The 22,973-nt window shown below is 36.6% G+C and carries 22 protein-coding genes; 3 read left to right on the top strand and 19 right to left on the bottom strand.

Annotation, left to right across the window (positions count from 1 at the left end):
- Positions 1-28: 28 nt before the first annotated feature.
- From N784_RS00555 to N784_RS00575, 5 genes are all read right to left on the bottom strand, one after another.
- Complete coding sequence (locus tag N784_RS00555; RefSeq protein ID WP_036830927.1) at positions 29-1,909, bottom strand: LTA synthase family protein; 1,881 nt, start codon at positions 1,907-1,909, stop codon at positions 29-31.
- Positions 1,910-2,249: 340 nt separating this feature from the next.
- Positions 2,250-3,215 carry an ROK family glucokinase gene (locus N784_RS00560; RefSeq protein WP_036830928.1) on the bottom strand — a complete coding sequence of 322 codons (966 nt, stop codon included), beginning with the start codon at positions 3,213-3,215 and terminating at the stop codon, positions 2,250-2,252.
- 15 nt (positions 3,216-3,230) lie between these two features.
- The gene (locus N784_RS00565) at positions 3,231-3,428 is read right to left on the bottom strand and encodes a YqgQ family protein (protein WP_036830930.1); all 198 of its coding nucleotides are present in this window, start codon (positions 3,426-3,428) and stop codon (positions 3,231-3,233) included.
- Positions 3,429-3,490: 62 nt separating this feature from the next.
- Complete coding sequence (locus N784_RS00570; protein WP_408633502.1) at positions 3,491-4,930, bottom strand: spore germination protein; 1,440 nt, start codon at positions 4,928-4,930, stop codon at positions 3,491-3,493.
- A gap of 94 nt (positions 4,931-5,024) precedes the next feature.
- Positions 5,025-6,077: a M42 family metallopeptidase gene (locus N784_RS00575; RefSeq protein WP_036830932.1), complete on the bottom strand. Its 1,053-nt coding sequence runs from the start codon at positions 6,075-6,077 to the stop codon at positions 5,025-5,027.
- 82 nt (positions 6,078-6,159) lie between these two features.
- Between N784_RS00575 and N784_RS00580 the strand changes: the two genes are divergently transcribed.
- Positions 6,160-7,047: a hypothetical protein gene (locus N784_RS00580; RefSeq protein WP_036830934.1), complete on the top strand. Its 888-nt coding sequence runs from the start codon at positions 6,160-6,162 to the stop codon at positions 7,045-7,047.
- Here N784_RS00580 and N784_RS00585 read toward each other — a convergent pair.
- From N784_RS00585 to rpmG, 5 genes are all read right to left on the bottom strand, one after another.
- Positions 7,023-8,570, bottom strand: coding sequence for a rhomboid family protein (locus tag N784_RS00585; RefSeq protein WP_036830936.1), 1,548 nt, complete (start codon positions 8,568-8,570; stop codon positions 7,023-7,025). The two genes, N784_RS00580 and N784_RS00585, sit on opposite strands and share 25 nt — an antisense overlap.
- Positions 8,571-8,750: 180 nt before the next feature.
- Positions 8,751-8,942: a hypothetical protein gene (locus tag N784_RS00590; RefSeq protein WP_036830938.1), complete on the bottom strand. Its 192-nt coding sequence runs from the start codon at positions 8,940-8,942 to the stop codon at positions 8,751-8,753.
- A 62-nt stretch (positions 8,943-9,004) separates the two neighbouring features.
- Positions 9,005-9,958 carry an L-lactate dehydrogenase gene (locus N784_RS00595; protein ID WP_156965139.1) on the bottom strand — a complete coding sequence of 318 codons (954 nt, stop codon included), beginning with the start codon at positions 9,956-9,958 and terminating at the stop codon, positions 9,005-9,007.
- A gap of 114 nt (positions 9,959-10,072) precedes the next feature.
- A complete protein-coding gene (locus N784_RS00600) occupies positions 10,073-10,615 on the bottom strand; it encodes a 5-formyltetrahydrofolate cyclo-ligase (protein ID WP_036830940.1) in 543 nt (180 codons plus the stop codon).
- 70 nt (positions 10,616-10,685) lie between these two features.
- On the bottom strand, positions 10,686-10,835 hold the full coding sequence (rpmG, locus tag N784_RS00605; RefSeq protein ID WP_036830941.1) for a 50S ribosomal protein L33: 150 nt from the start codon (positions 10,833-10,835) through the stop codon (positions 10,686-10,688).
- Positions 10,836-11,022: 187 nt separating this feature from the next.
- Between rpmG and N784_RS00610 the strand changes: the two genes are divergently transcribed.
- A complete protein-coding gene (locus tag N784_RS00610; protein ID WP_036830942.1) occupies positions 11,023-11,418 on the top strand; it encodes a hypothetical protein in 396 nt (131 codons plus the stop codon).
- 1 nt (position 11,419) lies between these two features.
- Positions 11,420-11,875, top strand: a complete 456-nt coding sequence (locus N784_RS00615) for an endolytic transglycosylase MltG (protein ID WP_036830943.1) — start codon at positions 11,420-11,422, stop codon at positions 11,873-11,875.
- A 53-nt stretch (positions 11,876-11,928) separates the two neighbouring features.
- On the opposite strand, the gene phoU is transcribed toward N784_RS00615, so the two are convergent.
- The 9 genes from phoU to N784_RS00660 form a co-directional block, all read right to left on the bottom strand.
- Positions 11,929-12,588 (bottom strand): phosphate signaling complex protein PhoU, encoded by a 660-nt coding sequence (gene phoU, locus N784_RS00620; RefSeq protein WP_036830944.1) that lies wholly within the window; start codon positions 12,586-12,588, stop codon positions 11,929-11,931.
- A 32-nt stretch (positions 12,589-12,620) separates the two neighbouring features.
- Entirely contained in the window at positions 12,621-13,394 is a 774-nt protein-coding gene (pstB, locus tag N784_RS00625; protein WP_156965141.1) for a phosphate ABC transporter ATP-binding protein PstB, read from the bottom strand.
- A gap of 44 nt (positions 13,395-13,438) precedes the next feature.
- Complete coding sequence (pstA, locus tag N784_RS00630) at positions 13,439-14,317, bottom strand: phosphate ABC transporter permease PstA (protein WP_036830945.1); 879 nt, start codon at positions 14,315-14,317, stop codon at positions 13,439-13,441.
- A 3-nt stretch (positions 14,318-14,320) separates the two neighbouring features.
- Positions 14,321-15,265, bottom strand: a complete 945-nt coding sequence (gene pstC, locus N784_RS00635) for a phosphate ABC transporter permease subunit PstC (protein WP_036830947.1) — start codon at positions 15,263-15,265, stop codon at positions 14,321-14,323.
- A gap of 92 nt (positions 15,266-15,357) precedes the next feature.
- A complete protein-coding gene (locus N784_RS00640) occupies positions 15,358-16,368 on the bottom strand; it encodes a PstS family phosphate ABC transporter substrate-binding protein (protein ID WP_036830948.1) in 1,011 nt (336 codons plus the stop codon).
- Positions 16,369-16,734: 366 nt separating this feature from the next.
- Complete coding sequence (locus tag N784_RS00645; protein ID WP_036830950.1) at positions 16,735-18,819, bottom strand: peptidoglycan D,D-transpeptidase FtsI family protein; 2,085 nt, start codon at positions 18,817-18,819, stop codon at positions 16,735-16,737.
- 86 nt (positions 18,820-18,905) lie between these two features.
- Positions 18,906-20,180 carry an MFS transporter gene (locus N784_RS00650; protein ID WP_036830952.1) on the bottom strand — a complete coding sequence of 425 codons (1,275 nt, stop codon included), beginning with the start codon at positions 20,178-20,180 and terminating at the stop codon, positions 18,906-18,908.
- Positions 20,181-20,399: 219 nt separating this feature from the next.
- Positions 20,400-21,011: a superoxide dismutase gene (locus N784_RS00655; RefSeq protein WP_036830954.1), complete on the bottom strand. Its 612-nt coding sequence runs from the start codon at positions 21,009-21,011 to the stop codon at positions 20,400-20,402.
- Between the two features lie 218 nt (positions 21,012-21,229).
- Complete coding sequence (locus tag N784_RS00660) at positions 21,230-22,891, bottom strand: IS1182 family transposase (RefSeq protein ID WP_232305951.1); 1,662 nt, start codon at positions 22,889-22,891, stop codon at positions 21,230-21,232.
- Positions 22,892-22,973 lie beyond the last annotated feature (82 nt).

Below are 22,973 nucleotides of genomic sequence, written 5' to 3' on the forward strand. Positions count from 1 at the left end.
TTCATGTGATGAGTCTTCTAAAAAACGTTTAATTCGCTTTATTCTTTTCTTCAAATTCCTGATACCCAGTGCTGTAGAAACGGAATAAGTCTCCATAAATTAAACTATCAGAGTACCTTAATTCTGATTGGGCTTGTGACTTCGTTGGCTCACAAGTCTCCATATCTAACTCTTCTCCTGTTTCTCGATCATAACATTTATCTGCAGTATACACGACGTCTTGTGTAATAAAGCTGCCGTTACGTAATACAACGAGTGGTTCGATATCGTTGGTGAACAAATCAGTACCGAAATCGACATCATGAATTGTTTCAATACCCAACATACTTAAAATTGTAGGCTTCAAGTCCATTTGACCACTTACTTTAGTTATTGTGCTAGTATCTTCATAACCTGGAATGTGAACAATTAAAGGTACACGCTGAAGCTGCACATGCTCATAAGGTGTAATTTCCTTACCTAAGAACTGACTCATAGCTTTATTGTGATTCTCACTAATACCGTAATGGTCGCCATATATAATAATGATAGAGTCTTCATACTCACCAGATGCTTTTAAGTCTTCAAAGAATTGCTCAATTGCTTCATCCATGTATCGAACAGTCGTAACGTAATTGTTTAACGTTTTAGAATTTGAATCGTACTTATCAATGCTCTGCTCTTCTTCTGGCAAATTAAACGGATGGTGGTTCGTCAACGTAATAAATTTGGCATAGTAAGGGTCTTCCATCGCTTCTAAATACTTAATGGACTGTTTAAAAAATGCTTTATCCGTTAATCCCCAGCCAATCGAATTTTCATCATTTACATCATACGCTTCCTCTGAATAAAAATGGTCATAACCTAATGTATCGTACATTACACTGCGGTTCCAGAAGCTTTTGTTATTCGCATGAAACACTGCAGATGTATAACCATAATCACTAATGATCTCAGGTGTAGCACTCGTTTCATTCTCAGAATTCGTAAAGAAGACCGCTCCACGAGACAACGGATATAAAGAAGTATCTACAATCCACTCGGAGTCCGATGTCTTCCCTTGTTCTGTTTGATGGTAGAAATTACTAAAATAAAAGCTATCTTCAACTAAATCATTTAAAAATGGCGTAATTTCTTTACCATTCACTTCTTCATTCAAGACAAAGGTTTGTAATGATTCAGCGGAAATCAAGATAACATTTTTATCTTTAGCTATCCCCTGTAAATCAGATGGTTGTTTACTCTTATTATTTTCTTCTGTATATTGCTCAATCTCTTTCACTTCGCTACCGTCTGCCATAACACGTTGTGCTTTCGACTTAGAATGCAAAGCAATATCGTATAAGTGGTAATTAAAAACACCAATATTCTTTACTAAGTATTCACGGTCAAACGTTCGAACGAATAGCATAGGACGTTCCATCTCTGCTAATACAACGTTACCAACTAATAGAGCAATAGATAGAACGGCGGCACGGAATTTTGCTCGTTTCAAGACTGGTTGTGCATCCAATGATACACGTTTGCTTAATACATAAATAATCACTACATCGATAAATAATAGTGGATCTATAATCGATAATAATGAAAGGAAACTGGATCCTAAGTCTCCTACATTACTCGTTTGGAACAATACTGGCACTGTTATGAAATCCGAGAAGAAACGGAAATAAACAACGTTAAAGTACAATATGAAAGAACCGATTAACGCCATTCTTCGTGTGTACTTCACTTGTTTCTCTGGTTTAAACCAAACAACAAGACTAAAGAAGAAAAGCGATGTCGCTATCGGGTTTAAAGCAAGTATTATTTCTTGTAGTCCATTCTCAATATCTAAATCAAAAATAAATCGATACACTAAATATGTTTTCACCGCAAATAACATAGCGGCAATCGCATAAAAAGGTGTTTTTCCGATTATACGGTTCATTATTCTTACATCCTCCCCATTTGTAAATAATTCGTTAAGTATCCTTTAATGTCATTTTCATAGTTTCATTAATTTGCTACACAGTAGTTCTTTGGGTATTAGGACAACCTACTCTATATAAGACGGTAAATCCATTTAAAAGGTTTCACAAATTCTTAACTATTTTTTTACACAAATATAAAACATAATTCATTTTAATCAATTATACACAAAAAAGAAACCCTTAAAAGTGTATTTTATAAAATCTGTTTATTTGTAAGCTATAAACTATACTCTTTTCCAACAGTTGTTCACCACAAAAAAACTCCCGCTACGAAAGCGAGAGAACATACATATAGAATCATTTCACTGCATTTTTAGCCAAATAAGCTGCCCCGAGGACACCTGCATCATTACCTAAAGAGGCAATAACAAACTCTACAACATCACTCGTTCGCGTTAAAGCATGTTGATCAAAAACTTTTCGTAATGGGGTTAGTAAACGGTTCCCCGCTTTAGAAACGCCACCACCAATAACAATTTTTGCTGGATTTAACGCAATAGCTAAATTCGCAATAGATACCCCTAACGTGTTAATAACATATTCTAAAATTTCGTTAGCAACTTTATCATCTTGATCAGCTGCATCAAAGACATCTTTCGCTGTGACAAACCCGTTCTCCTTCATAAGTAGCGCAAGACTAGTCGTTTTGCCTTCTTCAACCGCTTGCTTTGCTAACTTTGCAATAGCCGTCGCCGATGCTACTGTTTCCAAGCAGCCCATCTTCCCACAATTACACGGCATCGGGTTATTCATTTCTACTGTCATATGACCGATTTCCGCTACCGTTCCATTGGTTCCGTGAAGCAATTGGCCATTTGCTATAATGCCTCCACCCACTCCTGTTCCAAGTGTAACGGCTAGCATGTTCGTTGTTTGTGAACCAGAACCCTTCCAAAATTCCCCTAACGCAGCTAAATTGGCATCATTTTCTAAAAATACCGGATATCCTGTTGCTTCTCGTAATCGTTCTCCTAAGGGATAGTCTTTCCATCCAACGTTTACGGCTTCATAGACAAAACCTCGCTGAATATCCATAAAGCCTGGAGCCCCTACCCCAATTGCTACAAAATCATTGGCGTTATACCCATTCTCTTGTTGCTTGGATTGAATAGACGATGCAATATCTGCTACTACATTGCTTGCCCCGTCCGATTTATCTGTAGGTATTTCCCACTTATCTATTATGTCACCTGTGTATGTAATAAAAGCCATTTTCACTGTTGTTCCACCAATGTCAACGCCAATCAAATCATGTTCTGCCAACTACATTCACCTCATCTATTCTTTTTTCCACTTGGATGCTTCTTGTCTCAACAGCAATATACTCATTTGATAATCCTCTGCTGTTATACAGTGGGAGCGATATAATTCGCGTACTTCTTGTTCCATTAATTCAAGATCCGCTAAACGATCACCGATATAAATAAACGTCCCAAATTTTTTTAACATTTCTTGTATATCTAATATTGTCTTCATAACATCACCCATTCTAATTATAGCAAGCGTTTAAGACAAAATAAATACAAGACCCGATAAGTTTATCTATCAGGGTCTTGCGGATGTAAAAAAGTAGGTCGTTCATTATTTAAAGGAACTGGCGAGCGGAGCATAACATCACGTAATGCTTTCAAATCAAACGGAAGAAACGGCCATAAATACGCGGTATTAAAGGACTTCATGCGCGCCAGGTACAAAATCCATATCGTCGTTCCGATTACTAATCCCCCCACACCAAATAATGCTGTCAATAGCAGTAAAGTTAATCGTGTCAGTCGATTGGCAAGGCTCAATTCATAACTTGGAGTACAATACGTTCCGATAACAGCCACTGCCAAATAAAGTACTACTTCATTACTAAATAATCCAACCTCGATGGCTACTTGTCCGATTAAAATGGCTGCAACTAACCCGAGGGCAGTCGCTAAAGAAGATGGCGTGTGGATGGCGGCTAACCTTAACGTATCAATTCCAATTTCCGCAATAAGAAATTGAACAATAATCGGCAGAACACCGATCTCTGTTGGGCCAATAAAGTCTAATTTCCCAGGTAATAATGATGGCTCAACAGAAAATAAATAGTAAAGAGGAAGCAAAAATAAAGATGCAAAAACAGCAAAGAAACGAACAAAGCGCAAATATGCTCCTACCGCTGGTTTTTGTCGGTATTCTTCTGCATGTTGTAAGTGATGCCAAAATGTTGCTGGTGTAATCATCACACTAGGCGATCCATCAATCATTAAAATGATGTGTCCTTCATATAAATGTGCCGCCGCTGTATCTGGTCGCTCTGTATATCTTATTGTCGGATACGGGTTCCAATGCCTACCACTCAAAAACTCCTCTACTGTTTTTTCTGCCATTGGCAATGCATCTGTATCGATTAATTGTAAATGGTGTCTTAATTCTTTAACTCGATCCATGTCAGCTATATCTTCTAAATAACAAATACATATATCCGTTTTCGATCGTCTACCAATTTGTAAATATTCCATTCGTAAAGAACGATCGCGAACTCTTCTTCGAGTAAGTGCCGTATTAAAAATAATTGTTTCTACAAAACCATCTCTTGAACCTCGTACAACACGCTCTACATCCGGTTCTTGTGGGCCACGAACAGGGTATGTACGTGCATCTATTATAATGATTTTGTCATTAATGCCTTCTACAAATAATGCAGTTGGCCCAGAAAGCACTATATCGGTCGCTTCATTCAAATCATCTACATAATCAAGCTCAACATACGGAAGATATGTCTTTAATAACTGTTCAAACGGACGAGGCTCGAGTTGCTCTGGTTGTAATTCTGATAAGAACTTCATTAAATAATGAAGAATGTCATCTTTGACGAACCCATCCACCATGAACAACGCCATGCTGCGACCTGCATACTCTAAATCCAGGTGGATAATATCAAAGCTTTTCCCCACACCCATTCGCTCTTTCATATATGCTATATTTTTATCAAACTTGGTAAACATCGGTTGTTTTTCCGTTTTTTCTATCACCATTCTCACCTAGCTTTACATAAGTACTTAAGCTAAGTGTTTGCTATCTTCTTCATATCCATGCATGCTAATCGTTTACTATTGCTGATTGTACATATGCACATAGCAACTGATAAGTATTCTCTAATGATGCGTAATGTGTACGTTCAAATGCATGAGAAGCATCTATCCCAGGGCCAATAAGAGCGTGTTTGACATCCACTCCCGCTTTCATGGCTGCTGAAGCATCAGAACCATAATAAGGATAAATATCTATTTCATAATCAAGTTGGTGCTTTTTCGCTAATTGGACTAAATGGTTTCTTAACCCAAAATGATAAGGACCTGTTGAATCTTTCGCACAAATAGAAACGACATATTCATTCGTTGTTTGCCCATCGCCGATTGCCCCCATATCAACAGCTACATACTCCACTGTTTCGTCTGGAATGTTGGCATTACCTCCGTAACCAATTTCTTCATTGTTTGAAATATAAATGTGTGTGGTATATGGTAGGGAAATTTGCTTAGCTTTCCATTGTTTTACTAGATGAAGCAATATAGCTACACTTGCTTTATCATCTAAGTGACGAGACTTAATAAAACCCTTAGTTGTAACTTGAAAACGAGGATCGAAGGACACAAAATCCCCAACTTGGATGCCGAGTGCTTTGGTTTCATCCGCACGCTTTACCACCTCATCAAGACGGACCTCTATATTGTCAGCATCTCTCTTTGCCTCCCCAGCATTTTTATACACATGTACAGATGTTTGGTGCATCAAAATCGTTCCCGAATATGTATCCCCATTCGAAGTATGAATCGTACAATATTCCCCTTCCACACTATTCCAACGAAATCCACCAATCATCGACAATTTTAATGTACCATCCTGCTTTACTTCCTTCACCATCGCTCCAAGTGTATCGACATGCGCCGTTAACAAACGATGATTGCTATTGTCCTCCCCTAGAAGTGTCGCAATAAGCGCTCCTTTATTTGTTACACGCGTAGGAACACCAATACCTTGAAAAAATTGTTGACAAAACTCGATACAATCATGTGTAAATCCTGATGGACTTGCGATATTCACAAGCTTCTCCAATACTGGCGTAATTTTTGTGGCATTTTCAAATTCCATCGTAATCCCTCTTTTCATAAGTTTTCTATCTTCATCATACACATGAAATAGAAAGGATGTCCAAAGAAAAAGGAGAAAGCATATGAGCAAAAAACAGTTGATGTATATCGTAATAGGTGTATTAGTCACGCTTATAGGAAGCACGTATGTGGGATGGAAACAGGATAACACTACAGCTGTAAAATATTTCCCTATTGATACGGACCGAAACTTTGAAGAAACATCTACATCCTTAACACTATTATCCGAAAGTGACCAAGACGAATATACGATACAATGGTCTGCTACTTCCTCTTTAGCAGAACCAATTTATTTAAGACAAGATGTTTCATTGCTTTATGAAGACGGTCGTTTACACGGAATCTTAAGTAAATGGGAAGAAAACGGACAAAATATTTCTCAAAAAAAAGATGTACATGGGGAAGATAGTAGTCATTATCAAGCCGTTACGTTTCATCACGGGGAAGTGCACTATCCTGATGACAAAATTAAGAGCATACAGAACATGAGTGAAGCCGAGTTATATGTCATTGACTCTCCTCTCACTCCTTTAGAGTCCTTCGTAACACCAGGAAATGCAACACAACAAGAATGGAAGGAAACATTAGATCACGCAACAGAGCAACAATTAATGTATGAATGGAACCAATTAATCAACCACTTTCAAATTCCGAAGAATAAATATGAAGCTATTCCACTTACATCATTACCAGCATACGAAACAAAACCACTTCCTTCCTTAACCAACGAACAAACACAACAAGTAATCGGCCAGTTATGGGAAGGTTTGTATAAAAACTATATACTAGATTTTTTAAGCTTTCAAAACAGCAATCAGAAGGCTATAAAAAGCTATGTTCCCCTTCTACTAGCAGATCGAGAAGGGAAACATTTACTCGTTTTATATGAAAATAGCCGCGGAGAAAAAGAAAAGCTAATTCAACGTTATCCAGACTTCTCAATGGATTGAATTATTTGTTGAACATCTTGATTCGCTGGATCTATCTCTAACGCTTTGTTCGCATGGTAAATCGCTCTCTCCCGATCCTTATCCACATTCCAATAAATAATGCTCAAATTCTGATGTGCTTCTAAGAAATCAGGCGATAAACGAATCGCTTGTATATAATCTTCCTTAGCACGATTGTATTCACTTAGCCCAACATACGCATTACCACGCACGAAATATAAATACTCCTGTTCCTTCGTTACGTGCGTTAAAGTATCATTGACAAGTTGAATCGCTTCTTCATACGCTTCCTCCTGTACATATGTGCTACCAATTTGCGCTTGTAGCTTAGCGTTATAATGATTCGCGGAATATTGCACTCCATACCATCCTAAACCAATCATTAGTATCGTAACGACAATTAAACTTACTACTTGCCTAGCTACTTCTCTTTTATGAGGAAAATGAACAAAGCTAGTAGCTAAGAAACCACCTATCAAACCACCTAAATGAGCACTATTATCGACTTGAGGAATTATCATGCTAAACCCGATGTTCAGCAAAAGGATGAAAATAACGTTCGACCCAATCGTTTGAAAAAATAACTTCCTATAAACAACTCCAAAGAACAACAATGCTCCAAACAAACCATAAATAGCTCCTGAGGCTCCTGCTGCTACATTTGGGGTAAAAGCGAAACTTGCTAATCCCCCAACAATACCGCCTATAAAATAAATAAACAGAAAACGAATACTACCAAACATCTTCTCTACTGCTGTTCCTAGTACGTGTAAGGCTAGCATATTAAGCGTTATGTGCAAAAAACCAATATGAATGAACATGGAAGATAAAATACGCCACCATTCCCCATCCAGTATTGCGGGATTATATTTAGCTCCAAATTCAATTAGTGTCAGAGTATCCGTACTCGCCCCATTCCACTCTATGTACGCAAAAAGAAACAAATTAATCGCTATAAGCAAATACGTCATCATTGGTTTGCCGTACGAGAAGACTTGCTCTTTTTCCTTTTTTCTCTTTTGATAGCTACTTTTGATGGATTGCTTTAAATATGGTATTAGTTGTTCCATCTCCGCTTCACTTGGTGTAGGAAAATGAGGCTCCAATAAAGAAAGCTGTTGATATAACTTTTTTATTTCTTTCAACCTTGATTGCTCATCCATGTAACATGTATGTACAGTGCATGATTTTCTCTCTGATATTGTTCTAGTTTCCAACCAACCTTCCCAATCATCTACAGGAGGATATTTCGTAATATATACATTGAATACAACTACTTTTCGACCTGCTACATGCTTTTGCACACGTTGAATTTGCTTATTAAGTTTCTGTTGGTCCTGTTTTATTTGATTCGCCCAATTAAACGATTGATGTGAAATACGAACAACATAACTAGTAGCCTTACGTTGCTGCTCCAACCAAATTTCTTGACGCTCTTCGCTAATATCTAACATCTCAAATTGGTGGTTTACTATCAAATCAGCGGCGATTCGCCAGAAATAATAAGACGCTTCTATATACATCGTCATCCCCTTTCATTTTCATAACCTATAACAAGGAGCTACATGAGTCAATTTCTAAATTCAAATATCCTTATTGCAATATTAAATGCATGCGTTCAGATATGCTGTTATGAAATGGATTTACATATGAAAATCCTAGCACATATCGTATTGTACTAGGATTTAAAGTGTCTTTCTATTTTATTTTACCAAAGAACTCGGAACTACTTGCGATAATATTCTTTCCCGTACTAGTGGAATTTCCATGCTCCATCTCACCGCCATTTTACGGACGGCTTCTATTGTAAATAGCGCATTTAACAGTTTGTATTTATACTTGCTAACTGCATACAAAACTGTAATCAACATAAAAAGCCATACAATCATTCTCATATACATCCTCCTAATACCATACATTTCTTATAGTATGTGAGGAAGACTGAACTTTATTCAGTTTAATATTTATTGATTACTGGCTCCATTGTTTTTCTTAAAACTTCAGCAGAATGATGGAATTGCTCTGCTTCTTTACCATTCAACTTAATATTCATAATTTCTCTAATACCTGAACGATTCACAATAGCAGGAACCCCGATGTAAACACCTTTTTCCCCGTACTCGCCATCTAAATAAGCAGAAACCGTTAAAACTGAATTTTCATCTTGAAGGATAGCTTTTGTCACACGAACTAAGCCCATTGCAATACCGTAATACGTTGCACCTTTACGCTGAATAATATGATAGGCCGCATCACGAACATTTACGAAAATATCATCTAAATCTGCTACATTATAGCGCTCTGGATGATCAGCAATAATATCATAAATAGAGCGACCTCCAATGTTAGCATGGCTCCATACCGGAAGTTCAGAATCACCGTGCTCTCCCATAATGTACGCGTGGGCATTACGAGAGTCAACGCCAAAGTATGAACCTAAGCTATAACGTAATCTCGCCGTATCTAAAATGGTTCCAGAGCCAATCACTCGATGGCTAGGAAGGCCAGAGAATTTCCACGTCATTTGTGTTAATACGTCAACTGGATTGGTTGCTACAAGGAAGATGCCATCAAATCCTGAACCCATTACTCCATCCACAATACCTTTAAAAATCTTCGTATTCTTTTCAACTAAATCTAGGCGAGTTTCTCCAGGTTTCTGATTAGCTCCTGCAGTAATAACAACTAAATCCGCATCCTTACAGTCACTATAGTCACCAAACCATATTTTTAAGGAAGCTGGAGCAAATGCTAATCCGTGATTTAAGTCCATTGCGTCGCCTTCAGACTTTTCCTTATTTAAATCAATCATTACCAATTCATCTGCAATACCTTGATTTAACAACGCAAATGCATAACTTGATCCAACAAATCCTGTACCTATTAACGCTACTCGATTTACTTTTTTCATGACTTTCATCCTTTCAAAGGAATTATTACACTTTTGATTGTACAGCATTTCACAAGTCATAAAAACAAGTGAAAACGTTAACAATGTTGCAATTTTGTTAACAAAAGTTAGAAATTAAAATTGTAATCCACTCTCCGTAATAAGATGTTGCACAGGAATATCATAACTATCAAAGGGAACTTGTTCAATCAGTTGATGTTCCGTACATAAGGAAACGGTCGCACCATTATACCCCACTAAATAGCGATCATAATAACCCCCACCATATCCTACTCGATAACCTTTAACATCAAACATTAAACCAGGTACAATCATTAAATCAATATGTTCCTTGCTCCATTCAGTAGTCTGCTCGATAATGGGCTCTTTTAATCCGAAATAAACCGATTCTAACTCATCAAAAGATGTTATTTTATAAAAAATGAGTTGACGCTCCTTTGGATAACATTTTGGAACAACAACTTTTTTCCCTTCCTTCCACGCCCTCTCAATAATCGGCCGTGTATTGATTTCATGAGCTTGAGAAATTGTACAACCTATCACATTTGCCTCACGCCACAAAGACGTCTCCATTAAGGTACAGTGAATGGAGGCTGTTTGTTCATCCGTTATGTCACTCATCACACATTTTCCATAATTCCTTAATTCTTGTTTCATGGATATATCACTCCTCTATCCACTATAGTACAACGACGAAAAAAACAGTAGGAATAAAAATCCTACTGTTTTATTTCGTTTCACGATGAAGAGTATGCTTCTTCAAACGTGGGCAATATTTCATTAGTTCTATACGTTCTGGGTTATTACGCTTGTTTTTTGTAGTAATATAATTACGGTCACCAGTTTCGGTACAAGCAAGTGTAACATTTACGCGCATTGATATCCCTCCAGTTCATTGCTATCTGTAATTTCCTTTTATCATCAGACCAATTAATAATACCAAACATAACGAGTTATTTCAATAAAAAATAGTATTTTAACATCCCTAAAATCGTTCATTTCTATATGTTTCCACAACGCCTATCTTATGATATAACTAAAGGAGAACGAATAGAGGTGATAAAATGACGTATACATTCTTAACATTATTTGTAGTTTCCATAGCACTATATCTTCTTTCATTCCCTATGAAGAGTAAAATCAAGGATTTAGAACAGCAAATAGATCAACTATCATTGAGGAACTTACAAGATAATTATCAGCTAAAAAAGAAGATAAAAGTGATTGAAGAAGAATTACTCATCAATGATTGGGGTACTAATCTAACTTCAAGCAACAAAGTAGAGATGACCAACACATCAGCAATGGCCGAAACGATGAATCAAGCTCCACTAGTCAACAAAGTTCTACACATGTTTGAAAATGGTTATACAACTGCTGAAATTGCCCAAGCAACTTCTTTGAAAGAACATGACATCCTAACAACTTTAAAGCAGTATTCTACAAAGGAGTTTAATTAAGATGAAACATACCGTTCGAGCTTTTGCAACCGGACTTTTTATTGCTACTTCCATATTAGCTTTTACATATTCCCAACAAACAAAAAAATTCACTGAAGACGATGCAGTTACGATGTTAGAGGAACAAGGGTATCACGTACTCACTGAAAAGCAGTTACAAAGCTATACTAATAAAATAAAGCAAGAGGAAGAGAAAGAGAAACAAAAAGCAGAGCAAAATAAGAAAGAACGTCCAAAAGATCAGCAAGCGACAATCACATTTACCATTGAAAGTGGAATGACTCCTTCTCATATTAGCGCAGCATTACATGATAAAAGCGTGATTGAAGATGAAGAAGCCTTTATTCAATATTTACAACAAAATGATTTCGCTCGTTACATTCAAGTAGGAAAATACAAAATATCTAAAGACGCATCATACAAAGAAATTGCACAAACCATTTCACATGCAAATTAAATAAATAAAATAGCCAGCATCCTGTACAAAAGCGCAGGTGCTGGCTATTTTTATTAATCATTCAAACCATATGTTTGACCTTTTACAATATAAAAAATTTGTTCACCAATGTTTGTAATATGATCAGCAAAGCGTTCAATGTACCTAGCCACAATAGCAAGTTGCATCATAGTATGCATTTGTTGTGGATTGTTTACAGTAGTCTCGAAGTTACTTTCAATTACTTGTTTGTAAAGATGGTCAACTTCATCATCCATTTCTGCAAGCTTCTTTGCAATCGAAATATCTTCAGATTTCAAAGCCGTTATAGCTACATTCAGCATTTCCACAGCCTTATTAGTCATTTCACGAACGATTGGATTAATTTCAGTATCATTGCTAGAACCTAAATATAAGGTGCTTTTAGCAATATTAGACGCATGATCTGCCATACGCTCTAAATCAGAAGAAATCTTAATGGCAACGATGATTCTACGCAAATCTGAAGCTACAGGTTGCTGTTTAGCTATTAAAAGTATCGCATCTTCATTTATACGCAACTCTTCCGCATCAAACTTACGATCATTATCAATAATTTGTTGTGCTTTTTCTACGTCATTTTGAAAAAGAGCGTCAACTGAATCTTGAAACACATTCACACAATCATTTGCAAGATTTTCAATGTCACTTGTCATCTTATTTAAATCGTCTTGAAACTGTTCACGAGTTACCATATTCTATTCCTCCTTCTGAAAAAAATTATTTATTAACCAAATCGACCAGTAATATAATCTTCCGTACGCTTATCTGCAGGCGTTGAGAATAACGTATTCGTATCTGAATACTCTACCAATTCTCCATTTAAGAAAAACGCCGTTTTATCTGAAATACGTGCTGCCTGTTGCATATTATGTGTAACAATGACAATACTGTATTCTTTCTTAAGTTCTTGAACTAGCTCTTCTACCTTTAGTGTTGAGATTGGATCTAGTGCGGATGTAGGTTCATCCATTAAAATGACATCTGGCTCTATAGCAAGACAACGAGCTATACATATACGTTGTTGTTGTCCACCAGACAAACCGTACGCATTCTCATGTAGACGGTCTTTCACTTCTTCCCACAAAGCAGCGCCTTTTAAACTCTTTTCCACAATATGATCTAACGTTTCTTTGTCTTTAATACCATGAATTTTAGGACCATATACAATGTTCTCATAAATAGACTTAGGGAATGGGTTCGGTTGTTGGAAAACCATACCAACTTTTGTGCGTAACTCTTCTACACTATAGGACTTATCAAAAATATTAGAACCCCTATATTTTATTTGACCAGATGTTCGTACAATTGGGACAAGCTCAACCATACGATTTAATGTTTTTAAATATGTGGATTTTCCACAACCTGATGGACCAATAATCGCTGTTACTTCATTTTCCGTAATATCCATATTTATATCGTAAAGAGCTTGGTCATCTCCGTACCATAAGTTTAAATTTTCGACACTAAATACTGCGTTTTTATTGTTCTTATTTGCCATTGGAACAAAAGCCTCCTCGAATCTTTAAGGTCGTACCTGTCATTTTAGTAACGTTTTGAGAATTTGTTTCGTATGATTACCGCAATAGAGTTCATCAATAATAGGAACACTAATATCACAATGATACCCGACGAAGCAACAGCCTGGAAATCAGGGTTTGGTTGCTGTGTCCAACTATAAATTTGAATTGGCATTGCAGTGTATGGATCAAAAATACCGCTCGGTAATGTGAAGATTGCTGTCGACGCACCAACTAACAATAGTGGAGCTGTTTCTCCAATTGCTCGAGATAATGATAAGATACTTCCTGTCAATATTCCTGGAATCGCCGCTGGTAGCACAATTCTTCTAATCGTTTGCCATTTAGTTGCTCCCATAGCATAAGAAGCTTGTCTTAAACTATTCGGTACAGAACGAATCGCTTCTTGCGAAGATACTACAATTACCGGCAATACTAATAATGCCATCGTTAATCCACCAGCTAACACTACTTCACCAATGTTAAGAACATACACGAAAATTGTTAAACCTAATAAACCAAATACGATAGACGGAACGCCGGCTAGATTTTGTAAATTTATTTGGATAAAGCGTGTTAAACGACCTTGTTTCGCATATTCCTCTAAATAAATTGCTGTTGCAACACCTAATACAACGGTAACAGGCCCTGTAACTAGCATTAACCACATCGATCCTACAATACCAGCTAAAATCCCAGCACGTTCTGGATCATAAGAAGTGAAACCTGTTAAGAACTCCCAATCTAAATTGCCGATTCCTTGAGTCAATATTCTATAAGCTAACGCCGCTAGAAAGAATAAGCCTATAAGCGTTGCAAAGAAGAATAAACCTTTTGCTATTGTATTTCTTGTAATTCTTCCACCCATACGTTTTTTTACTTTTTGAGAATCAATATACTTCATAAATTAATACTCCTCTCTAAAGCGACGAGTAATGTATTGAGCTAAAAGGTTCATTACAAGTGTAAACAAGAACAATGTTGTACCTACTGCGTAAATACTATAATAAATCGTTGTTCCATAACCTGCATCACCAGTCGCGACTTGCACTATATAACCTGTCATCGTTTGGATTGATTGCGTAGGATCCGCTGTAAACTTCGGAGTTGCACCAGCTGCAATCGACACAATCATCGTTTCTCCAATCGCTCTTGATATCGCTAATGCAAAAGATGCAATAATACCAGATAACGCTGCAGGTAGGACTACTTTGAACGTAACCTCTAAGCGAGTCGCCCCTAATGCTAATGCACCGTATCTTAAATGGTTTGGAACAGAACTCATAGCATCTTCCGTCAATGATGCTACCATTGGAACAATCATAATACCTACAACAATACCAGCACTTAAAGCATTAAAGAAAGATAAATCTGGAATTATTTTACTTAGTACAGGAGTAATAAAAGTTAAAGCAAAAAAACCATATACAACTGTTGGAATTCCAGCTAATATTTCTAAAATAGGCTTTATTATTCTTCTAACTTTATCTGTAGCATACTCACTCAAGAAAATTGCAGATGCAACTCCAATCGGAATTGCCACAATCATTGCAATTACTGTAATTAATAATGTACCGCTGACAAGAGATAGAATTCCGAATGAATCTTGCCAAGGTTGCCATCTAGTTTCGGTAATAAATTCAACAATACTTACTTCTGCGAAGAAAGTAAAAGTTTCTGAAAGCAGTGTATATAATATCCCTACTGTTACGAAAACAGAAATAATTGCGCATAGTAATAATAATTTAGGGACTATTTTCTCAATAATATTTAAAGACTTTCGTGTTTCCTTATTTTTTTTAATCCTTTCACTAATAGAAAGGTTTTTGTTTCCATCCTTTGATGAAGCCATGCTTGAAATCCCCTTTCATCAACATAGCAAAATGAGGGGGGTATTCCCCCTCACTTCAGCTAATCCATTCATAACTGTAAGTTTAAGTTAAATTACTTGCCAGCCCACTCGTTAAGTTGATCAAGTTGTTCTTGATACTTATCATCTGGAAGTGCAACGTATTTAACTTCTTCAGCAGCTGCTCCTGCATTTTCTAGAACGAATTTAGTATAATCATATACTTGTGCTTTTTCTTTTATTGCATTCACGTTTGCATAGGTGAATAGCGGACGAGAAAGTGGAGAATAGTCTCCGCTTTGAATCGTATCATTGTTAGGCTCAACTGGTTCTCCACCATCTTCAGCAATAGCTAAAGCTTTTAGAGAATCTTTATTTTCAAAATAGTAAGCATAACCAAAGAAACCAATTGCATTTGGATCATTCTGGATACCACGAACTAATACGTTATCATCTTCAGAAAGTGTTACATCTTCATCTTCACGCATTGGATTTTCTTCAAGAATTACTTCGTTGAAATAATCAAAAGTACCAGAGTCATGTCCTGGAGAGTAAATTTTGATTGTTTCTTCTGGCCATTCTTCATTAATGTCGGACCACTTTGTTTTACCAGAATCAGCTAAGAAAATTTCTTTTAGTTGTTCAACAGTAAGACTATCTACAAAATCATTTTCTGCACTAACTGCAACAGTTAATCCGTCATATGCAAGTGTTAGTGGCTCAAGTTGAATACCATTTTCTTCTGCAATTGCTTTTTCTTCATCTTTAATTGGGCGAGAAGCGTTACTTAAATCAATTTCACCTTTTGTAGACTTCTTGAATCCACCGCCAGATCCGATAGAGTCAACAGTAACACTAACATTTGGTTGTTCAGCTTGATATTTCTCTGCAAGGTAAACTTGCATTGGGAACACTGTAGAAGATCCTGCAACTTTTACGTCACCAGAAAGTTCTTCGCCTTCAGCAGCTTCTTTTCCGTTTTCTTCTGTCTTGCCTTCATCAGAACCTGTGTCCTCAGTATCTCCGCCTTCGCTTCCGCAAGCAGCAAGTGCTGTAAGAGCGAAAATTAGAGTAAGTAGAAGTGCGAGTTTCTTTAAGCTCTTCATTTTCTTTTTCCCCCTAAATATGTTTGATATATCGCGTTGACTAATATTCCCTGCCAACTCACAATCATATAATAACGTTCATTTTTTAAGCGCATATGAACAAAATGTAAAGGTTTTGTAAATGAATTTGCATTTTCTCTTAACATTCTACATTTTTCGCTTCAAGCTTTGTCGAATAAATTGTGGTACAGCAAGCTTTTTAAAACAAAGAATTATCCATTTAACTCCAACCCACAAATGGAATGGCTAGAAAAAATATTTTAACCAAATAAAAATCCGAACTTTAATGAAAAATTCTATTGTTAGAATTCCATTCGTTCGGATTTTTCTCAAATTCTTATATTTCTTTTTTCTTCGTTAAATGTTTTAACGCCCTTCTTTTAGCTTAAAATACCCATCTACTAAATCTCTACCGATTGCCTTATTCACAGGATATTGACCTGTTACTACTCCTGTGCTAGGAACAACGACAGAAAATGCGATCTCAGGATTTTCATACGGAGCGTAGCCAACTAACGTTAAATTCTCAACATCTTTCCCTACATATCCTGTAACATTGCCTTCCTCATCTTTTTTTGGAATCCAATGTTTTGTTTGAGCAGTACCCGTTTTTCCTGCTATAGAATAATCTACATCACTAAATCCGTAGTATCCTGTCCCACCTGGAGTAAATACTTCTCGAAACCCTTTTTGCACTCGTTCAATTTCTTGTTGCTTCATCGTAATTTTATTTAAGACATTTGTGCTATAATCCTCTGCTACAGGCCCTAATTGATTTCGTTCATTTGTAGGCTCATGTACTTCACTAACTAATCTCGGTTGTACACGATAGCCATCATTTGCGATCGTAGAAACATATTGCGCCAATTGAATGGTTGTGTACGTATCATATTGGCCAATTGCTAGATCCATTATATTACCACCTACAAAATCATCACTTTGTTGACCAACGCCCTCTGTTTCGCTCGGTATATCTATCCCTGTTTTTACACCAAGACCGAATTGGCCATAGTAATTACGTAATACTTGAAAGCGTTCAGGATAAAATGTTAATTTTTCATATGGTTGATAACTCTCATCTCCACCAATTCTCATTCCAATGTGATACATGTACACATTAGAGGATTTCTTTAATGCTTCCACATCATCAATGGTACCTAATCCTCTATATGAGCTCTTTGGTGGTGTTCCAGCTAAATATATCGTTTCATCCCGAAAAGTTTGTCCCGGCTTAATAACACCATAATCATAACCTGCTAATACAGTCGCTCCTTTTACAACGGATCCCGGAACAACAGGAGCATTAACAGCTCTTATACCAGAGTCCACGTAGGCTTGTTCGTTATTATCCCACGTTTGTCCTGATATAGCTAATATTTCTCCTGTATTAGGATCCATTGCTACCGCCATGGCTTCTGTCATATATTTATTCTCTTCGGGATACTTCTCCCTGGCATTGGTAAGGTGTTTCTGAATCGATTCATCGACAATTTGTTGAAGTTCCATATCAACACTTAATTTTAAATCTTTTCCTCTTTGCCCATTTTGAACTACTTGCTCTTCCGTTAATTCTCCATTACGATCTGTTGTGTACTGGATTTGTTTTTTTTGTCCTTTTATCACAGCTTCATATTCTTTTTCTAGTCCACTAACCCCTACGCGATCATTCCGACTATAATTTCTAGCTGTGTAATAGGATTCCTCTTCCTTAGGTAAGCCATCGCCAGACACTTTCCCCAAATAGTCCCTTAACGATTCGCCATACGGATAGGTACGTTTCCAATCTGTAGACACGTTAACTCCTGGTAGTTCATCTAAATTCTCTGCTACGGTTGCATATTCTTCTTGAGTCACACCTTCACTTTTAATCACGTGAGGAGTTAAAGAGTATGCTTCGTCTAACTCTCTTTTTATCGAAATAACTTCAAGCTCCTCTTTCGAAAAATTTAAATCTTCTTCTGGATTTATTCGTTCCAACAATATATCATAAGGCGATGGTTCCCCTGCCTGTTTTTCTTCTTCTGTCCTTTGTTGTTCATCTTGAGACAGGCGCTCTTCATATGGATCATCTTGTGTTAAAATCCAATAGTCTTGTTTATCTCTTAGCGATACCTCCTCCGTGTCCATTTCAATCATCGCAGCTAATTTACGTGCTAGTTCAAGATGATCTTCAGGGCTTGGATTTTGAGGAGGAGTATATGTGATTGAGTATAACTGTTCATTATCAACGATAACCTCACCATTTCGATCATACATTTTCCCCCGAGGTACAGGTACATTCGTTGTCTGATTTGTTGTTTTATCGATTTCTTCTTGCGCATCTTCCCCATATAAAATTTGTACGACACCTAATTGCAAAATGATGGTAGAAAACAGCAAAAAAACGATGAAAAATAATATATTTAACCGGGATGGCAAATGTGATTTCTTTTTATGAAGTTTTTTTTCCATGGATGTCTCTCCCTGATTCAAAAGTTGCAGCTACATCAAAATTATATCACCTCTTTTTACATGTTACTATCGAACAGAATTCCTGCTTATTTATTCTCATTATCCGTTAACTCATTCCTTATGAATATTGCTTCATCCCCTGTTGTTACAGGAATTTGAATGTCCTTAATAAAGAAATAAATAATGAAGTGGCCTGCTCCGACTATCATTAATATATATGGAATAATAAATTCAGGATCAAATAACGTAACGCCAATTAAGAAACAAGCAATGGATATAACTCTGCCAAAATTTAAAAAAAGCTCCCTTACAACAATATATTCTACTCTCATCTCAGCTGCCTGTTTTGCTTTACCAATCACATCATAAGTCAATGATAAATAGGGTACGTAAATTATCGGATAAGCTATCCCAATCACCGCTGCATACAAAAGCAATGTAACGTAACTTAACTCAATTAGTATGAGCAATAAGGACACATACAACATCAATCCTCCAATAAATATGGCCCACTTTCTCCAACTAGGCTTTACGAACCTCGTTACTAAGTAATAAAACAAAAACGCGAATCCAGAAAACATTAAGTTAAAGGTTCCTAACGCTAGCTCACTTTGGGTTGTGATAAATACCCATATAGAAATTACAAATATAAACGTTCCTTCTCTCAAGCCTTGAAACACATTAGCATATAATATCCGTCGCCAATTTTGATCACGCTTGCGCTCATGCAAAATCGTCTTAAACGAAAAAGTACCTTCAGCTGAACGTCTATATAAAAAAAAGCTAGCAATAACCGCAAAAATAAACAAGATTAAAGAAATCGAAAATATAATGGTATAACCTGTATTAGCTGACATTTGAGAAATAATATATCCCGCTAATATTGGTCCCACCATCCCTCCAAATGATTGAAGCAACCCTAAAAAGCCGTTAAAAAAGTCTCTCGTATCAGGTTCTGTAATCTCAAACGTAAGCACGTTAAAAGCAAGCCAATAAAACCCATAACCTACTCCTAGTACAGCACCTAGCAATAATTTATACGTTGCCGCTTGATCACCTACGATTAAAACGGTCATAAAGAAAAAGGATAAAAAGATTACACCTAGTCGCAGTACAATCACTCGGTCTATTTTCTTAGCCCAACGTCCCGCCAATATAAAGGTGAGAGGTTGCATTATGTAAACAGCTAAATTGTATAAAGCAATATCAATATAATCACCAGATTGTTTCCACAAGTAAATATTTACAAAAGTATTGGATAAATAGATCCCAAGCGCATATAGACCACCTATCGTTAATAGCAAGATAAGATCACGATTTACTTCTACTTCTCCTAATAGAACATTTGCTTTTTTCTTCAACTTTAACGCCTCCTATAATCTAATCCTTATTTTTTTCAAAAAGGAGGTAGTTATACTATAGAAGAAAAAGATAATCATTTATCCTTATTAACCTGTTGACATTTATCATTAAATGGTTTATATTTTGCATTAAGTAAACTTTTATAGTTTAGGTGAAATATGTTAGTGCGCACGCAAAAAAAGGCGCAGATTTTATTCTGCGCCTTCACCGAACAATTATTATTTTGCATCGTTATAACGACGAGCTACCTCTTCCCAATTAACGACGTTCCAGAATGCATTCACATAATCTGGACGGCGATTTTGGTAATTTAAATAGTAAGCATGCTCCCATACATCAAGACCAAGGATTGGTGTTTTACCTTCCATGATTGGAGAGTCTTGATTTAAAGTATTCATTACTTCTAATTCACCATTATTCACAACTAGCCAAGCCCAACCAGAACCGAAACGACCAACAGCTGTTGCTGCAAATGTTTCTTTAAATTGAGCAAAGCTACCAAACTTTTCGTTAATTTTATCAGCTAGTTCACCTGTTGGCTCACCGCCACCATTTGGAGACATTACAGTCCAGAACAGACTATGGTTTGCGTGGCCACCACCATTATTACGGACAGCTGTACGAATATCTTCTGGTAATTCATTAAGGTTAACAAGCAAATCTTCTAAAGACTTCTCTTGTAACTCTGGATGTCCTTCAAGAGCACCATTTAATTTAGTAACATATGTGTTATGGTGTTTCGTATGGTGAATATTCATCGTTTCCTTGTCAATGTGTGGTTCTAAAGCATCGTAAGCGTATGGTAGTTCAGGCAGTTCAAATTTAGCCATTATAAATCTCCTCCTTATTATATGTAAGCTTCTAAAGCCGATTGATTGCTCCTTTAATAATGGTTATAGCAATCATCTAATGTAAGATTATCAAACAGTGACCTGCGTTGCAAATAAAATGCAATGATTTTTTCTATTACTCCACACATAATATATCCTAATGAATTTAACAGTAAACATCTATTTAACATTTTCAAACAAACGAGGCTGGGACATAACTAGCCAAAATGAATAAAAATGGTTCCGTTCATCGGTTTTGGATGATCGGAACCATTTTTATGTGAATTATTTTCATCATCTATTGGTGGATTGTTATTTATGGCGGTATACTTCCTTAAGTTTACCGCCATAAAGGCAAATCCTAATTCATTTTTTACTTTCTCTTTGTTCCTGACAGACAGTCGAGTGAAACCCAAATTAGCCTTCAAGAATCCGAAGACTGGCTCCACATCTGTTTTACGTTTCCCGTAAATTTCACCAGTTTTCTCGTCTGAAAGCTTTGCTCGTACATATTCTTTCTGAGTTTCCCACTTTTCATTGTAGTAAACTTTTCGATGGTTTCCTTCCTTTGCTTTCGTACATAAATCACGAAGCGGACAGTCGGAACAATCCTCACATTCATACACTTTAAAATCACGAGTAAAACCATATCGGTCGGTTCGTTTGGAATGATGGCTAAACCATAATTTTCTATCATTTGGGCACAAAAAAGTATCGTCTGCTTCATTGTATTCCCAGTTATCTACATGAAAAGCGTTCTCTTTATGTTTCTTTTTCTTTTCCTTACGATATTGATTGTATGTGATAAGCGGTACCTTGTTTCGATGCTCTAGAATGTCCCCATAATTTTGTTCACTGCCATATCCTGCATCAGCCACGATATAATCTGGTAGTTCAAAGAAATTTTCTTCTATATTATCGAGAAAAGGAATCAGCGTACGTGTATCAGTTGGATTGGGAAAAACATCGTAAGCGAGTACATATTGTCCCTCTGTCGCAGCCTGTACATTATATCCTGCTTTTAGTTGGCCATTCTGCATGTAATCGTCTTTCATCCGCATGAAAGTGGCATCTGTGTCTGTCTTCGAATAACTATTACGGTCACCAAAAATCTCCATATCGTTCTGATACTTTTGTTTTCGCTCGATGAAATCTTTAAACTGCTTCCGAGTCTGTTTTGGGAATTTACGCTCTGAACGAATTTTCTTTCGCTCACCACCAATATCACAAGCTTCAATCTTTTTATCATATTCCTCTACCTTTTCGTCGAGCTTTTCAACGACTTCTTCCATTTCTTGAATGGACAGTTCTTCTTCATTATCTCGTTCGATTGCCGGAATAATTTCCTTTTCCAATAACTCATCGTATATTTGATTGGACCTCTCCATTAAATTATCACTATGCTTCTCCACAGATTTGCGCCAAACAAAGGTGAATTTATTTGCGTTCGCTTCAATCTTTGTCCCGTCAATAAATATCGCTTCTTCCTTAATTAAGTTTTCTTGAACGAGTTGGCTACGAAACTGCACAAAACATTCACGAAGGATTTCTTCAACTAATGGATTAGAACGAAAGCGATTGATGGTCCGGTAGCTTGGTTCATAACCTTGTGATAGCCACATCATGCGTGTACTATCTTCTAATAATCCTGCGATTTTTCTTCCAGAGAAAACAGATTGTGTATACGCACATAAAATAATTTTCATCATCATTCGTGGATGATATGGGGGACAACCAATTGGGTGAATAAATCCTTCGAAAGCTTCACCAGGTATACTTTCTACCAATTCATTTATGGAAAAGGCAACATCATCTTTTTTTAATTTAACTTCTAAATCTAAAGGCAAAACTACTTGATTCATGTTATAATCTTTGAACATAAGGACACCTTCGTAAATTATTGTTTGGTCACTTTAATTTTATCAAAAGGTGTCCTTTTGTTCATTAAAATAATAAATAGAA

This window comes from Pontibacillus litoralis JSM 072002 (assembly GCF_000775615.1).
Lineage (GTDB): Bacteria > Bacillota > Bacilli > Bacillales > BH030062 > Pontibacillus > Pontibacillus litoralis.

Bases quoted from the DNA above. Each gene is read 5' to 3' on its own strand.
- N784_RS00570 (WP_408633502.1), bottom strand. From the start codon at position 4,930: ATGTTTACCAAGTTTGATAAAAATATAGCATATATGAAAGAGCGAATG.
- N784_RS00565 (WP_036830930.1), bottom strand. From the start codon at position 3,428: ATGAAGACAATATTAGATATACAAGAAATGTTAAAAAAATTTGGGACG.
- N784_RS00555 (WP_036830927.1), bottom strand. From the start codon at position 1,909: ATGAACCGTATAATCGGAAAAACACCTTTTTATGCGATTGCCGCTATG.
- pstC (WP_036830947.1), bottom strand. From the start codon at position 15,265: ATGGCTTCATCAAAGGATGGAAACAAAAACCTTTCTATTAGTGAAAGG.
- phoU (WP_036830944.1), bottom strand. From the start codon at position 12,588: ATGGTAACTCGTGAACAGTTTCAAGACGATTTAAATAAGATGACAAGT.
- N784_RS00645 (WP_036830950.1), bottom strand. From the start codon at position 18,819: ATGGAAAAAAAACTTCATAAAAAGAAATCACATTTGCCATCCCGGTTA.
- N784_RS00615 (WP_036830943.1), top strand. From the start codon at position 11,420: ATGAAACATACCGTTCGAGCTTTTGCAACCGGACTTTTTATTGCTACT.
- N784_RS00600 (WP_036830940.1), bottom strand. From the start codon at position 10,615: ATGAAACAAGAATTAAGGAATTATGGAAAATGTGTGATGAGTGACATA.
- N784_RS00595 (WP_156965139.1), bottom strand. From the start codon at position 9,958: ATGAAAAAAGTAAATCGAGTAGCGTTAATAGGTACAGGATTTGTTGGA.
- rpmG (WP_036830941.1), bottom strand. From the start codon at position 10,835: ATGCGCGTAAATGTTACACTTGCTTGTACCGAAACTGGTGACCGTAAT.
- N784_RS00590 (WP_036830938.1), bottom strand. From the start codon at position 8,942: ATGAGAATGATTGTATGGCTTTTTATGTTGATTACAGTTTTGTATGCA.
- N784_RS00610 (WP_036830942.1), top strand. From the start codon at position 11,023: ATGACGTATACATTCTTAACATTATTTGTAGTTTCCATAGCACTATAT.
- pstA (WP_036830945.1), bottom strand. From the start codon at position 14,317: ATGAAGTATATTGATTCTCAAAAAGTAAAAAAACGTATGGGTGGAAGA.
- N784_RS00655 (WP_036830954.1), bottom strand. From the start codon at position 21,011: ATGGCTAAATTTGAACTGCCTGAACTACCATACGCTTACGATGCTTTA.
- N784_RS00585 (WP_036830936.1), bottom strand. From the start codon at position 8,570: ATGTATATAGAAGCGTCTTATTATTTCTGGCGAATCGCCGCTGATTTG.
- N784_RS00640 (WP_036830948.1), bottom strand. From the start codon at position 16,368: ATGAAGAGCTTAAAGAAACTCGCACTTCTACTTACTCTAATTTTCGCT.
- N784_RS00575 (WP_036830932.1), bottom strand. From the start codon at position 6,077: ATGGAATTTGAAAATGCCACAAAAATTACGCCAGTATTGGAGAAGCTT.
- N784_RS00580 (WP_036830934.1), top strand. From the start codon at position 6,160: ATGAGCAAAAAACAGTTGATGTATATCGTAATAGGTGTATTAGTCACG.
- pstB (WP_156965141.1), bottom strand. From the start codon at position 13,394: ATGGCAAATAAGAACAATAAAAACGCAGTATTTAGTGTCGAAAATTTA.
- N784_RS00660 (WP_232305951.1), bottom strand. From the start codon at position 22,891: ATGTTCAAAGATTATAACATGAATCAAGTAGTTTTGCCTTTAGATTTA.